General features: G+C 51.6%; 14 protein-coding genes. 4 read left to right on the forward strand and 10 right to left on the reverse strand.

From position 1 onward, the window contains the following. The first annotated feature begins 68 nt into the window (after positions 1 to 68). The 3 genes from pssA to motB all read left to right on the forward strand — a co-directional run bounded on the left by pssA (position 69) and on the right by motB (position 2,346). Positions 69 to 608 carry a CDP-diacylglycerol--serine O-phosphatidyltransferase gene (gene pssA, locus ABS784_RS02370; protein ID WP_014196390.1) on the forward strand — a complete coding sequence of 180 codons (540 nt, stop codon included), beginning with the start codon at positions 69 to 71 and terminating at the stop codon, positions 606 to 608. A 174-nt stretch (positions 609 to 782) separates the two neighbouring features. Continuing rightward, positions 783 to 1,574, forward strand: a complete 792-nt coding sequence (gene motA, locus ABS784_RS02375) for a flagellar motor stator protein MotA (RefSeq protein ID WP_011232008.1) — start codon at positions 783 to 785, stop codon at positions 1,572 to 1,574. After that, positions 1,567 to 2,346, forward strand: a complete 780-nt coding sequence (gene motB / locus ABS784_RS02380; RefSeq protein ID WP_013524187.1) for a flagellar motor protein MotB — start codon at positions 1,567 to 1,569, stop codon at positions 2,344 to 2,346. The genes motA and motB overlap by 8 nt, the downstream gene beginning before the upstream one ends. 132 nt (positions 2,347 to 2,478) lie before the next feature. On the opposite strand, the gene ytvI is transcribed toward motB, so the two are convergent. From ytvI to ABS784_RS02430, 10 genes are all read right to left on the reverse strand, one after another. Continuing rightward, positions 2,479 to 3,504 (reverse strand): sporulation integral membrane protein YtvI, encoded by a 1,026-nt coding sequence (gene ytvI / locus ABS784_RS02385; RefSeq protein WP_011232010.1) that lies wholly within the window; start codon positions 3,502 to 3,504, stop codon positions 2,479 to 2,481. Between the two features lie 80 nt (positions 3,505 to 3,584). Then, a complete protein-coding gene (gene uptA, locus ABS784_RS02390; protein WP_011232011.1) occupies positions 3,585 to 4,196 on the reverse strand; it encodes an undecaprenyl phosphate transporter UptA in 612 nt (203 codons plus the stop codon). 408 nt (positions 4,197 to 4,604) lie between these two features. Beyond that, positions 4,605 to 5,873 (reverse strand): cation:dicarboxylate symporter family transporter, encoded by a 1,269-nt coding sequence (locus tag ABS784_RS02395; RefSeq protein ID WP_011232012.1) that lies wholly within the window; start codon positions 5,871 to 5,873, stop codon positions 4,605 to 4,607. Positions 5,874 to 6,070: 197 nt separating this feature from the next. After that, positions 6,071 to 6,784: an RNA polymerase sporulation sigma factor SigK gene (gene sigK / locus ABS784_RS02400; protein WP_020278372.1), complete on the reverse strand. Its 714-nt coding sequence runs from the start codon at positions 6,782 to 6,784 to the stop codon at positions 6,071 to 6,073. A 525-nt stretch (positions 6,785 to 7,309) separates the two neighbouring features. Further along, positions 7,310 to 7,453, reverse strand: coding sequence for a YrzI family small protein (locus tag ABS784_RS02405; protein ID WP_011232016.1), 144 nt, complete (start codon positions 7,451 to 7,453; stop codon positions 7,310 to 7,312). Positions 7,454 to 7,828: 375 nt separating this feature from the next. After that, a complete protein-coding gene (locus ABS784_RS02410; RefSeq protein WP_020278374.1) occupies positions 7,829 to 8,077 on the reverse strand; it encodes a YrhC family protein in 249 nt (82 codons plus the stop codon). 62 nt (positions 8,078 to 8,139) lie between these two features. Beyond that, the gene (locus ABS784_RS02415; RefSeq protein WP_352511348.1) at positions 8,140 to 9,273 is read right to left on the reverse strand and encodes a bifunctional cystathionine gamma-lyase/homocysteine desulfhydrase; all 1,134 of its coding nucleotides are present in this window, start codon (positions 9,271 to 9,273) and stop codon (positions 8,140 to 8,142) included. Positions 9,274 to 9,275: 2 nt separating this feature from the next. Beyond that, positions 9,276 to 10,199 (reverse strand): PLP-dependent cysteine synthase family protein, encoded by a 924-nt coding sequence (locus tag ABS784_RS02420; protein ID WP_011232019.1) that lies wholly within the window; start codon positions 10,197 to 10,199, stop codon positions 9,276 to 9,278. 277 nt (positions 10,200 to 10,476) lie between these two features. Next, positions 10,477 to 11,184, reverse strand: coding sequence for a 5'-methylthioadenosine/S-adenosylhomocysteine nucleosidase (gene mtnN / locus ABS784_RS02425; RefSeq protein ID WP_021322000.1), 708 nt, complete (start codon positions 11,182 to 11,184; stop codon positions 10,477 to 10,479). Between the two features lie 14 nt (positions 11,185 to 11,198). Then, on the reverse strand, positions 11,199 to 11,846 hold the full coding sequence (locus tag ABS784_RS02430; RefSeq protein WP_011232021.1) for a class I SAM-dependent methyltransferase: 648 nt from the start codon (positions 11,844 to 11,846) through the stop codon (positions 11,199 to 11,201). Between the two features lie 188 nt (positions 11,847 to 12,034). Between ABS784_RS02430 and ABS784_RS02435 the strand changes: the two genes are divergently transcribed. Continuing rightward, on the forward strand, positions 12,035 to 12,244 hold the full coding sequence (locus tag ABS784_RS02435) for a YrzA family protein (RefSeq protein ID WP_011232022.1): 210 nt from the start codon (positions 12,035 to 12,037) through the stop codon (positions 12,242 to 12,244). The last annotated feature ends 98 nt before the right edge of the window (positions 12,245 to 12,342 follow it).

Raw genomic sequence — 12,342 nt, forward strand, 5'->3', positions numbered from 1 at the left:
GCCAAAATGAGTATAATGGTAGTAGAATTTTCTTTTGGCGTTTTCTGTTGGAAAAGGAGTGGGGAAACTTGTTCTTATCGGACTATTTAGATTATACGTTAAAAAAGCTGAAAGCAAACGTGGCAAACATTTTGACGATGACAAACCTGTCGCTTGGCGGCTTTTCCGTCCTGGCTACGCTGAAAGGGCAGCTTCATATGAGCGTGCTGCTCGTTTTTTTAGCAGCGTTTGTCGATCGCTTTGACGGCGCTGTGGCGCGCAAGATGAACATTGAATCCGAACTTGGCAAGCAGCTCGATTCGATGAGCGACATCGTCTCCTTCGGCGTCGCTCCCGCCTTGCTGATGTACCAAGGCTTGTTCCATGAGTTCGGCGCGCCCGGCGCGGTATTCACCGTTTTGTACATCGCTTGCGGCGCCTTCCGCCTCGCTCGCTTCAACATCACAGAAAACAACGGCTACTTTGCGGGGCTGCCGATCACCGCCGCCGGGGTGCTGATGACGCTCGGCTATTTAGCCATCCCGTACTTCCCGCCGCAATCGTTTATGTTTTTGGCGCTCATTTTATCGTTTTTAATGGTCGGCACGTTTAAACTGAAAAAAATATGATGATCATCGGAGCTGCCCTTTCCGTCATCCTAATGGAGCGGGCGGCTTTTTGCGTCTCATGTCACACCTTTTTCCCTTTTCAACCTCCTATATTCAGTATATGATAAATATGGTTTCTTCATAAAAACGCCCAATGGCGTAGATCGTTCGTATGGAAAAAGCGGGGGGATTCATTTGGACAAAACATCGGTCATCGGCATCATCCTTGGTGTCATTGCCGTCGGGCTGGGCATGTACTTTAAGGGCGTTTCGCCTGCTGTATTGATCAATCCGGCCGCCATCCTCATCATTCTCGTCGGGACGGCGGCAGCGGTCGTCATCGCCTTTCCGACGCACGAAATTAAAAAAGTGCCAAAGCTTTTCAAAGTCATTTTCACGGAATCAACGACGCCGACGGTCGAACAACTGATTCCGCTGTTCGTCGATTGGGCGAATATCGCCCGCCGCGAAGGGCTGCTGGCGCTCGAGGCGAAATTGGACGACATTGACGACCCGTTTTTGCGCAACGGACTCAGCATGGCAATCGATGGGCAAACGCAAGAGTTCATCCGGGATGTCATGACAGAGGAAATCGTCGCCATGGAAGAGCGCCACGAAGCGAATGCCGCGATTTTTTCCCAAGCAGGCACGTACGCGCCGACGCTCGGGGTGCTTGGGGCCGTCATCGGCCTGATTGCCGCCCTTGGCAATATGGAAAACATCGCCGAGCTCGGCAAGGCGATCAGCGCCGCTTTTGTCGCCACGATGCTCGGCATTTTCACCGGCTATGTGCTTTGGCATCCGTTTGCCAACAAACTGCGGCGGAAATCGAAGGAAGAGGCGCGCGTGCGCTACATCATGATTGAAGGGGTGCTGTCCATTTTGGAAGGACAAGCCCCGCGCATGATCGAACAAAAACTCGCCTCATACTTGCCGGAAAACGAGCGGCGCCAAGCGCTGGTGCAAGGGGAAACGGCCAATGGCTAAGAAAAAAAAGAACAAGCATGACGACCATATGAGCGAGGCATGGCTGATTCCGTACGCGGATTTATTGACGCTATTGCTCGCCCTATTCATCGTCTTGTTTGCGAGCAGCCAAATCGACCAAAAGAAGTTTCAAGAAATTGCGCGCGCCTTTAGCACCGCCTTTGCCGGCGGAACGGGTGTTCTTGACTTTCAAAGCCCGATCGAGCCGATCACTCCACCGGCCCAAGACGAAGAAGGACGGCATCAAGCAAAGCAGCCTTCCCCAGCCGTAAACGGAAAGGAAAAAGAAGAATTAGGGCAAATCAAAGCGAAAATCGACAGCTACATCCACGACAACAAGCTGACGGGAAAACTGCAGACTTCCTTGACGGACGAAGGGCTCGCGATTACCATTTTGGATGATATTTTATTCGACTCCGGCAGCGCCGAAGTGCGCATGAAAGACCGGCGTCTTGCGGCGGAAATCTCCGCTTTGCTCGTCATGAACCCGCCGCGCAATATCATCATCAGCGGCCATACGGACAACGTGCCGATCCATAATGAGAAATTTGCTTCCAACTGGGAGCTGAGCGTCATGCGCGCCGTCAATTTCATGAAAGTGCTGCTTGAAAACAAGCAACTCGATCCGCGCTATTTCAGCGCCAAAGGGTATGGCGAATACAAGCCCATCGCCTCCAACGCCACCGCTGCCGGGCGGATGAAAAACCGGCGTGTCGAAATTTTAATTTTGCCGCGCACCGACGTCAATGATTCGTCCACATCCACTCAGTGACCGCCGCGCCTTCAGCGGGCGGTTTTCTTTAGCCGTCGCTTTGCCAAAACTCTCTTTTCCATGTCCAAACAGAAAAACCGGCGGTTCGCCGGTTTTTCCTCCTTCGTCCGCAAAGACCTTTATTCGAAAAAATCAAAGCTTGATCGTCCATTTAATGACTCCGGCTTTGGCAAGCGCCTCAACCAAAATGACAACGACCGGCCCGACGAACAACCCGATAAAGCCAAGCAGCTGAAACCCCAGATAGACGCTGACGAGCGCGGCGAGCGGGGAAATGCCCAAATTGGTGGAAAACACTTTCGGCTCAATGATCCGGCGCACGACGGTGATGACGACAAACAGCACGATGAGCCCGATGCCAAGCGTATTGTTGCCGTTCGCCATGCTGATGAGCCCCCACGGAACAAGCACGGAACCCGTTCCTAAAATCGGCAAAATATCAACGACGACGATGACCAGCGCCATCAACGCCGCATAGTCGACCCCCAACACGAAAAGGCCAGCCAGCGCGAGGAAAAACGTAATTAAACTAAGCAAAAACTGCGCTTTTAAAAAGCCGATCCCCGCTTTGCTCAGCTGGGCGACGACCATCCCAAGCCGCTGTTCGGTCCGTTCGGACAAATAGCGGCGCATGCCTTGCTTCAGCTGCGGCAAATCGAGGCAAATGAGAAACAGTGCGATCAAATACACTAAAAAATGAATCAAAAACGCCGGAATGGCGGCAATATAATGGACGAGCGACTGCGTCAAGTTGGTCGCAAACGACAAAAGCATTTGCTCGACGGTATTGACGCCGCGTTCAAGCGAATCGATGATTTCCTGCGGAATGGAGCTGGAATACGACTGCCACGTTTGAATGAGGCGGTCGAGCACTTTCGTCGCTTCGTTTAGCACATAAGGCAGTTTTTGCGAGAGCGCCATCACTTGTTGCACAAAAATCACGACTAGAAAGTAAAGGGAAAGCCCAAGAATGATGATGAACAATGAAAAAATCACCGTGACGGCGTGCGCGCGCTTCAGCTTATAGTTTTCTTGCAATCGGCGGATGGACGGCTCGAGCAAAAGCGCGGTCGCAAGTGCGAAAAGAAGAGGCACGCTGTATGGCACAAGCCATAGCCCCACAGCGAATAGCAACGCAATGATAATCCAACGTTTCACGTTCGTCCCTCATTTTTCATAAAAATTTAGCCAAAAGATGGTTCATGTATAAATATAGCCGACAGCATGCGGACGGGCAACTATTTCATGCGCTCGTTTTCATCTGCAGCGCGGCGTCGTCGTTGCCAAACGATGTAAATCGCCGCCACCGCCACCGCCGCTGCAATAGCCGGTCGGACGTATGGCGCCGCCATCTCGTCAATTTGCCGCCATCGTTGGCCAAGCTGCTCTCCCAACCAAATAAACAAGATGGACCATGGGATGATGGCCAACACCGTGTAAATCGTAAACGGCAACCACTTCATCCGCGCAATGCCGGCGGGGATCGAAATCGCATGGCGGACAACGGGGATAAACCGGGCGCTGAAAATGACGCCGGGGCCAAATTTCGCAAACCAGCGTTCCGCCACATCCAAATGTTTTTTCTGGATCAATACATATTTCCCATACTGATCTAGAAACGGCCGTCCGCCATAGTAGCCCATCCAATACAAAAACAACTGCGCCACCGTGCCGCCTATTGTCCCAGCTGCCACGGCCCCAGCAAATGAGACATCCCCCCGCGCTACCAAGTAACCGGCATAGGCCAACACGATCTCGCTGGGGATCACTTCCACCATCAAGGCGAGAGCGATGCCGACATAGCCTAAACTGGTCAAAAAGGAAAACATCGATTGAATGACTTCGTGCACCGTTTTTCCTCCTTGTCTTTCGCTTCCTTGTCCATTTTTTCATTATACTATACGTTCCTTGCCAACAAAACGGGAAAAGCGGCTGATCATTCAGCCGCTTTCACGAGTGTCGATGATCATCTATATAGATGCAATTTAAAGCTTTAACATTTTTCGTCTTTGCCGGTCATTGCATCCGACTGTCGAGTGACCGAACAACGCCGCTTCCAGACCCATGAATGGGTCTGTGAAGCGAGTCGTTGTTCGGTCTTCCGTCACGCTAAGGCGTGACGGAGGCAAGCCACACGCTTGCCTTCGACAGTCGAAAATGGGCAAACCACTTTTCTGTCAAGGATATGTTAAACTTCTTTGTTGCATCTATATACATAGTTATTATTGGTTAATCAACACATCTGAGCCACTTTTCTCTTAGGCGCTTTGCTGCTGCAGCTCAGCGATGTATTGTTTTCCTTGTTCTTCGTTATATTGCCCTTCCCATTTCGACATCACAACCGCCGCCAGCGAGTTGCCGATGACGTTGACCACTGTGCGCGCCATGTCCAAAAGGCGGTCGATGCCGGCGATAAACGCCAATCCTTCAACTGGAATGCCAACCGTGCCAAGCGTCGCCAATAAGACGACAAACGATACGCCTGGGACACCGGCAATCCCTTTGGACGTCACCATTAAAACGAGCACAAGCGAGATTTGCTGCGAAATCGGCATGTCGATGCCGTACAGTTGAGCGATAAAGACAGCCGCCAGCGCCTGATAGAGCGTCGACCCATCCAAGTTGAACGAATAGCCGGTCGGAACGACAAAGGATGTTACAGCCTTTGAACAACCGAATTTCTCCATTTTTTCCATAACCTTAGGCAACACGGTTTCCGAGCTCGACGTGCTATAGGCAAGCACTAATTCATCCTTTAAGATTTTTATAATATGGAAAATATTTGTACCTACCAATTTGGCCACAGCGCCAAGCACCACCAACACGAAGAACGCCATGACCGCATAAACGAGCACAACAAGCTTGCTGAGCGGAAGGAGCGAAGCGACGCCGAATTTCGACACCGTCACGCCGATCAAGGCGAAAACGCCAAACGGCGCAAACTTCATCACTTGGTTCGTCACATAAAACATCGCTTCCGCTGTGCCTTGGAAAAAGCGAAGCACCGGTTTCCCTTTTTCACCGATCGCGGCTACGCCCAACCCGAACATCACCGAGAAGAAGATGATCGGCAGCATATTCCCGGTCGACAGCGCTTCAAACACGTTTTTCGGCACGATGTTGACAAATGTTTCAACCATCGAATGGTGCTGCACTTCGTTCGTCGTATCGACATACGACTGGATATCCGTTTTCTCAAGCGACTTCATATTGACGCCGACGCCTGGTTGGAAAATGTTCGCTGCCAAGAGGCCGACGATAATGGCAATCGTCGTAATGATCTCAAAATAAAGGATCGTTTTGCCGCCCAACTTTCCGAGCTTTTTCACATCACCGACGTTGGCGACGCCGACAATCAAGCTCGAGACGACGATCGGGATGACGATCATCTTAATTAAACGGAGAAAAACATCTCCGATCGGCTGCAAATACGTCGCTACTTTAGGGCTTCCGTAAAAAATGGCCCCAACCATAATCCCGAGAATAAGGCCGATGAAAATTTGCCATGCCAAGCCGATCTTGCGCATGATGCTTTTTCGCCTCCTTTAGACAAATTTAGACAAAAGACGACAAAATTATTTTACTTTTAAAAATAAAATCTGTCAATATTTTTGATTGAAATCGCTTCATCAAAGGATATAAATGAAAGAATTCAGTTTTTTAAAATAATTTCTATTCTTCCACTACTGAAAAAGCGGGTCGCTGCACCAGCAACCCGCTTTTGTTATGACCGCCGTTTTTCTTTTTCCTGCCGATAAAACTCGTGAAACATTTTCATTAATGCCCGTTTTTCAATGCGCGAGACATAGCTTCTCGAGATGCCGAGCTCTTTGGCGATTTCACGCTGCGTTTTTTCCCGCTGCCGACCGAGGCCAAAGCGATTGATGATCACCTCTTTTTCCCGCTCATCAAGCACGCTGATATATTGTTTGACTTGTTCGAGCTCCATGTTCAAGTGGATTTCATCGACGATGTCTTCGCCTTCGGCTTTTAAAATATCAAGCAGGCTGATTTCGTTTCCTTCTTTGTCCTGGCCGATTGGCTCATGCAACGAGACGTCTTTGCGCGTTTTTTTTAATGAACGCAGGTGCATCAGGATTTCGTTCTCGATACATCGAGCCGCATACGTTGCCAGCTTCGTTCCTTTGCCCGGCGAATAGCTTTCAATCGCCTTGATCAAGCCGATCGTGCCAATGGAGATTAAATCCTCGACCTCTTCTCCCGTATTTTCAAACTTTTTCACAATGTGGGCAACAAGGCGCAAGTTGTGTTCGATGAGCCGGTTGCGGGCTTGCTCGTCGCCTTTTGCCATCAGCGCCAAATACTTTTCCTCTTCTTGAGCGCTTAACGGCTGGGGAAACGCATTGTTTTTAATATACGAGACAAGAAACGTCAGCTCTTTCAACAGAAACGTAAACGCCGTGAAAATGCCGGACATGCTCTCACCCCCGCCTGCTGTCATCGGCGGAAACCGCCTATCGTTATGTATATGCAGGGGCGATGTTGTCCGTGTCTTTACGACAAAAATAGACCGGCCCGAAATGAGCCGGCAATGACCTGACCAATCAAAAACGATTGATGCCAACGTTCTGCTGATGCGGTCCGCCTGCTTATCCCCCTCCCGATGCAGAAGAACCGCCGTGCTTACGCTCTTGCCTCAACGCTGACTTCCGCGGCGACAACAAGCGCAATCGACGCGGTAATGATGATCGACATGACAATGGCGAACATCCCCGTTCCCTCCTTGACCTTCTCTTCTAGATTTTATTTTACCAAAGAAGACAAGGAGCGCTTCCGCCACATTTTGAACAATTCGTGAAATTCGACCGTCAACAACAGCACGCGGAGCACCGATATCCCCCCTTTAGCCTGAGTCAAGTCGAGTCTCCCGTCTGTTTCATCCACATCACAAGCCATACTGGTACAATTGACATGAATCTTCTCCCCTTTCATCTCCATTGTTTTAAAACAACCGTTGATGAGCGGAACATTTGCGGTCAAGCAACTCCTCCTCAGCTGCACGCGCGAACCGCTCCTCTTCGATGTTCCGTTGCCGCGGCTTTCTCCGCTCAATCGTGATCGTGATAAAAAACAAATGGATCGTCATACCCCCTCACCTCCTTTCCATGCAAAAAAACCGCAGAAGGAAGGCGTTTCTGCGGCTAAGCGTACAAAAAGGCCGCAGAAAGCGAGACTACTCCCCTTCTGCGGCCTGATCGCTGTTTTTCGTCATCGGTGCACGTTCATTCCCGGTCGGCGGAAGGTCGAATAGCCGTTTGATAGAATGGATGCGTTACTGTTGTCCACATCATCATTGTCATTGTCTTCGACCTCCCTTTGGAAATGATGCTACGTAGGCAATTATATCCAAAATTATTTCCATTGTAAACCGTTTTTTTGCAAAATAGGCAAAAAGCTTGCTTTCCCTTGAACGCCAGCATGGTGGCTAAACAAAAACCCGCCTTTCGGCCAAAAGGCAGGTTTACGGTTCGAACCGCTTTTCTTCTTCCTCAAGACGGCGGGCATAGCGGGCGGCTTGGCGCAAACAGGAAAGCGACGCGGTAAAACAGACGGCGACTGCCAATAGGGCGAACGGCTTTTTCGCTGTCTCAACCGCTTCTGGGATGATCGTTCCGAAATAGAGAAACGCTCCAAACGCGAACAAGACGAGGCTGTATGTTTTAAAGTCGCCCGCCTTGGCCCGCAGCTCGTTTCGTTGCTGCTCGTTCAAGCCCGATCCCTCCTCTCCCCTTTCACTGTATCATACATGGACAGAAGGGGGGAGCGGCAATTTCAGCCAAGCGCCTTCGCCAAATCGTCAAGCAGATCGTTGACATCTTCAAGCCCGACCGACAAACGGATCAGGCCATCGGTAATGCCGAGCTGTTCGCGCCGTTCCTTCGGGATCGAGGCGTGCGTCATTTTCCCTGGCAACGAAATTAAACTTTCGACCGCCCCTAAGCTTTCGGCAAGCGTAAAGTAGCGCACGCGCGACAGCACTTTCTCGGCGCGCTCCAAGCTGCCGACATCAAACGAAATCATGCCGCCAAATCCGCGCATTTGCTTTTTCGCCAACTCGTGGTTCGGATGATCCGGAAGACCTGGATAATGGACGCGCTTGACCGCCTTGTGTTCAGCCAAAAAAACAGCGATTTGGCGCGCATTTTCTTCATGTTCCTCCATCCGCACGGCGAGCGTTTTCATCCCGCGCATCAATAGCCATGAATCTTGCGGCCCGAGCACGCCGCCGGTTGAATTTTGCACGTAATGGAGCCGCTCGGCAAGCTCCGGCGTGCGGACAACCGCCAACCCAGCGACGACGTCGCTATGGCCGCCTAAATATTTCGTCGCGCTATGGATGACGATATCGGCGCCAAGCTCAAGCGGCGTCTGAAAGTACGGAGTGGAAAACGTGTTATCGACGATCAATAGCAGCCCATGCGCACGGGCAATGGCGGCGGCGGCTTGCAAGTCAGTGATTTTCAACAGCGGGTTCGTCGGCGTTTCAATATAGATGGCTTTCGTATCCGGCCGGATGTGCGCCTCGATGTTGGCGACATCGCTCGTATCGACGAACGTCGCCTCAAGCCCGAACCGATTCAGCACGTTCGTCATGACGCGATACGTGCCGCCGTACACATCGTCAGTGAGCACTAGATGGTCGCCGCTTTGAAACAACATCATGACGGCCGTAATTGCCGCCATACCGGAAGCGAACGCAAAGCCGGCTTCGCCGCCCTCGAGATCAGCGATCAGCTTCTCAAGCGCCGCGCGCGTCGGGTTGCCGGTGCGCGAGTATTCAAACCCTTTATGCTTTCCAACTTCTTCTTGCTTATACGTACTCACTTGATAAATCGGGACCGACACCGCTCCAGTATGCGGATCCCCCGGAATGCCGCCATGAATGAGCATTGTTTTCCGCCTCATCGTTACCTCCCACCTTCATAAATGTGTTTGCTTAAATAGCGTTCGCTCCCGTCCGGAAAAATGACGACGATATTCGTCCCTGGCTTTGCCTTCTCTGCTTCCATCAAGGCGGCATGAAACGCGGCGCCGGACGAACTGCCGACCAAAAGCCCCTCCTGTCTCGCGAGTTCGCTGACGCGCCGGAACGCGTCATCGTCCGCGATCGTGTAGATGGCATCAAAATAATCCGGATCCATAAACGGCGGCAAAAACTCCATGCCGATCCCTTCCGTCCGATGCGGACCCGGCTTGCCGCCGCCTAAAATCGAGCCTTCCGGTTCCACGATGACCGTTTTAATGGCCGGGTTTTTTTCTTTTAAAAACGTCGCTGTCCCCATAAACGTGCCGCCGGAGCCGGCGCCGGCGACAAAAATGTCGATCTGTCCGTCCAAATCGTCCCACAGCTCCGGACCGAGCGTCTTGTAATACGTCCTTGGATTGGCCGGGTTTTGGAACTGCTGGGGGCAATAGGCGCCTGGAATCGTGCGGGCGAGCTCCTCCGCTTTGCGGATTGCTCCTTCCATTCCCTCTTCAGTCGGTGTATGAACGATTTGCGCCCCGAGCGCCTTCATCAGCTGTTGTTTTTCGATGCTGAATTTTTCCGGCACACAAAAAATGATGTTCACGTTTTTGCCGATCGCCGCCAGCGCCAGACCGATGCCGGTGTTGCCGGCCGTCGGCTCGATGATCGTGCCCCCCTCTTTCAGTTTTCCTGATGCAAACGCCTCGCGCAACAGCTCTTGTCCGAGCCGGTCTTTAATGCTTCCGCCAGGATTGAAGTATTCAAGCTTGGCGAACAGCCGAACGCCTTCCGGGAGGGGGAAGCGCGTAATTTCGACAACCGGCGTATGGCCGATCAACTCATGGATGCTTTTTGCTACGCGCATACAAGTCACTCCGTTTCTTCACGCTCAGTTTAGCAGCAAAACGGCGGTGTTCTGTTGTCTATATATATAGATGCAATTTAAAGCTTTAACATTTTTCGTTTTTGCCGATCATTTCATCCGACTGTCGAGTGACCGAACAACACCGCTTAAAGACCCATTCATGGGTCTTTAAGCGAGTCGTTGTTCGGTCTTTCGTCACGCCTTAGCGTGACGGAGGCAAGCCATAGGCTTGCCTTCGACAGTCGAGAAAATAGACAAGCTGCTTTTTCGTTGCATCTTAATAGCGCTTCTGTTTCATAACGGAAAGCATCGACAAGACAAGTTCAGCCGAATGTTTCGCCGCCGTCTCCAAAAACTGTTCAAACGACACGTCCGACTCCTCACCAGCAATATCAGACAACGCCCGGATGATGACAAACGGCGTTCCAAATTGCACGCACACTTGGGCGATCGCCGCCGCTTCCATTTCGACGGCGCACAATTCCGGAAACTGACCGCGCACAAATTCGACTCGCTTTGGATCGTTCATAAACGAATCGCCGGTGGCGATCAAGCCGGTCACTGCCTGCAGGCCATCAAGCCGCGCCGCCGCCTGCTTGGCCGCCTCAACAAGCGCCTCATCCGCCCGGTAGCGCGCCGGCAGGCCAGGCACTTGCCCGTAAGCGTAGCCGAACGCGGTCACATCGACGTCATGATGGACGACTTCCTCGGAAATGACAAGATCTCCGACACGAAGCGAAGGCAAAAATCCGCCGGCCGAACCGGTATTGATCACGAAATCAGGGCGAAAGTGATCAAGCAGAAGCGTCGTTCCCATGGCGGCGTTCACTTTGCCGATCCCGGATTTCAACAACACCGCCTCCACGCCGTCAAGGCGCCCTTTGGAAAATTCGCACCCGGCGATGACCGTTTCCTCGCGCCCTTCCATGCGCGAACGTAAAATCGCCACTTCCTCTTCCATGGCTCCAATAATGGCTGCTTTCATCGTTCTCCCTCTTTCTATGTCGTTTGTTTCACCGCCTCCATCACCCAGACGAACGCGTTTTGCTGCGCAAAGGAGGCGGAAAAGCCATGCTTGGAAAACAGTGATGCCAATACGTCAAGCGTCGTATAATATTCGCGTTCCAAATCGTCGGCCAAATCGTGGAAGCCGCGCGCTCGGGCTTCCTCAATCGCCTGGCGGAACGCCTCTTTGTCGCGAAACGCCGTATCGGCAAACACTATTTTACCACCCGGATGGAGCAATTGACTATATTTGGCCAGCGCTTCGTCTTTTTCCGCATCCGTCAAATGATGAAACGCATACGTGCTGGCGATCGTGTCGATCGGCTCCGGCGGTGTCGGAAATTGCAAAAAATCGCCGTCCAGAATGACCGCTCGCCCGCTGAGCTTTTCCGCCGCTTTTTTCCTCATCGGCGCCGATGGCTCGATCCCGTACACCTGCTTGCCGCGCTCAAGCAGCTTTTTCGTCAAGTTGCCTGTGCCGACGCCAAACTCGAGCACGACTTGGCCGGCTTTGTCGGCGACCGTGCTTAAAATGCGGTCATAACCGGCAAACACGTCTCGATATTGCTCATCGTATCCTTCGACCGATCGGTCATACGATTCCGCCCATTGCTCAAACAAGTCAAGAAACTCTCTGCCCATATGGTCACACCCCAAAAAAGTTTATAATTCCTATAAATATAGTATGTTTTTTCGTATTGCCTGCTCTTACTGTAGCATATGTTTTTCCCTTGTTCAACGATCATGTTCGTTCGTATTGTTCCCCCTTGTACTCCGGTGGATGAGGGCGGGAAAATTTGCTACACTGACAATGGAAAGGAGGAAGAACGATGCCGAACATTTCTCTTGATTTGATCGAGGACAAAATCGAATTTTTTGAAGCGGACGACTTGCGGACGCTCGAGAAAAAAATCAACGAACAAATTGAACATAACAAGGCGCTCTTGCTTTCCGTCCATCATGTATCCCATCAAATGCACGTCATGGAAAACGGAAAGCGGTGGTACAGCGCAGTCGTTCATTTCAAAGCGAAAAAATAACAGGCGCCCTTCGTTTTTGGGCGCCTGTATATTTTTCCGCCGCTAATGAACCGCCATCGTTTCACTGATGCCGCCAAAGTTTCGAATATCTCCGCTTC

The organism is Geobacillus sp. G4 (genome assembly GCF_040327975.1).
In the GTDB taxonomy this organism is placed as follows: Bacteria; Bacillota; Bacilli; order Bacillales; family Anoxybacillaceae; genus Geobacillus; species Geobacillus thermoleovorans.